Raw genomic sequence first — 1,983 nt, forward strand, 5'->3', positions numbered from 1 at the left:
TGTTCGAAATCGTTGGGCGGCATGTGGGCCGGCCGTTGTCCGAACCATTTCGCGAGCAGCGCGCGGATCGCAAGTCGTTCTTCGTCCGTGCATCGGCTCAGTATTTCGAGTGCGGCGGGTGTTTCGCGCAAGTGTCGCTGCTCGTACCATCCTGCTTCGATGGCCGATATCCGCATGGGCTCGCGGATATCGTCGCGGCCCGATTCCTTCGCCTTTTCGATGGCTTCGTCGAGCATTCGCGCACTTTCCGAATGACCGGGATGCACGGCGGCCTCCGAGCGCAGACTGAAGGCTACGGCCGGCTTCTCTTCAGCGATGATTCGCGCGATGAATTCGACGATACGCTCGCGGTTCCAATCGGCGATATGACTGTATCGAACGCTGCGTTCTGCGGGCGAGTTGTACGGACTGCGGTCCGGATAGCTGAGCACATGGATTTTCAAAAGCGCTGGATCGGGGCACAAATCGGCGAGAAAGCCGAACGATTGAGCGATGCGCGTCGCGCCGTATTGCTCCGAGTAGAGCGCCTCCTTTCCCGTTGCGGCGAACTTCGGCCGCTGAATGTCCGTTTCGCTCGTGAATGCCGTGCCGCCGTTCGACTGCGTGAGATAGACGATATTGACCTTCACGCCCATTGCAAACAACGTGCTGATCGTTTTGACCATCATCGTTTCGTCGTCGGGGTGAGCAAGCACGATCAGCGCGCTGTCGAAGTTCCAGCCTGGCGCATGGCGATCGAGCAGCGCCCCCATCGCCGGATGGATCTCGTTGGCTCGCACGGTTTCGTCCGCGTCGGACGACACACTGCCGCCGACTGCATTGACGTCGGTGGGCTTGGACTGTGTATGCGCGTCGTCGCCGCAAGGCCTGGCCGCTTGCGCACTTGCATTGCGACGCGCGCGTTTGTCACCCGGCAAGCCGGCCAGCCGCATTGGCGCATCCGATCGTCGGAGCGGTCCGTCGTGCTGAGCCGAGGATCGACCTTCCGAAGGGCGGGACGCGTGCTCGTGCTCGGTGGCATGTGTTCGGGAAGTGCGCTTCAACACGGCAGGGCTCTCATCGAAGAAACGAAGTGACACGCGTGTACTGCACGTTTCGCGTCGTCACGGGGACGGGGAATAGGTTGGCGATTATTGTGCACAGCCACGACGCTCGTGGCGTGCCGTGCTTCGGCGCACGACGCAGGTCTTCGCGCCAGATCGTGCGCAGCGGTATCGATAGTCGTCGGATGAACAAGGAACGAAAACGACAAACGACCTGCGAACCCCGTGGCGAGCGTCTGCCCGTCGACAATGCGGCCCCAAATCGATGCTCTGTCACTAAAGTCGGAACGGCCTGCGCCGATATTCTCCTAAGAGCGCGCATAGCGACCACGCGCGCAGGCATGCGCGCGTTGCAGCGCAACAAATTGAATCCAGGTTGAAAGACGGCATGCGTGTCGCGATCTCTTGTCGGGCCAAGATGGCAGTTCACAGGTTAATCGGCATTGCGCGCTCCGCCGGCGAGTGGCTTCGCCGTATCGAAACGGGCTCCCGTGCGTTTCGTCCCATGGCACTCCTCCTCTTGAGCGTGGGGACGTTTGCGTGCGGTGCCGCATACACGCTCGCGTCGCACAAGCAGGCGCACGACGTGCGCACGCGAGCAATGCATGTCCGTACCAGCGTCGAAGCGCTGCAATCGCTGCTGCTGCAGGCCAATGCGGAATTTCTGCTGGGCCTGGGCAGTGCGCAGGCGACCGACTATGGTTGGCCGGTCGAACGCGTGGGAGAGGCTGCGCGTTGCTTCGAGCGTCTCGAAGAGCTACTGGCGAACGATCCCGCCAGTGTCCGTCTCGTCGCCGCGCTTCGGCAGGATACGGCGCGCTGGGCATCGCAGCTTGCCGATACGGCCGTTCATGCGAGCGCGAGCCAGCAACGGGCCACCATCGATAGCGACCGGCTGCTGTCGACCAACCGCAATCTGACCGGTATCGTGAGTCGGCTC

General features: G+C 62.1%; 1 protein-coding gene and 1 pseudogene. One reads left to right on the plus strand and one right to left on the minus strand.

Going from position 1 to position 1,983, the window contains the following annotated elements; translation table 11 throughout:
• Positions 1–932 (minus strand): PIG-L family deacetylase (locus tag VGL01_RS11675; RefSeq protein WP_331569407.1); only part of this gene is annotated, 932 nt, incomplete at its 3' end.
• 616 nt (positions 933–1,548) lie between these two features.
• On the opposite strand from VGL01_RS11675, the pseudogene VGL01_RS11680 reads away from it, so the two are divergent.
• Positions 1,549–1,983: pseudogene (locus VGL01_RS11680) on the plus strand (diguanylate phosphodiesterase); the annotation flags it as partial.

The sequence above is a fragment of the Trinickia sp. genome (genome assembly GCF_036503415.1).
Lineage (GTDB): Bacteria > Pseudomonadota > Gammaproteobacteria > Burkholderiales > Burkholderiaceae > Trinickia.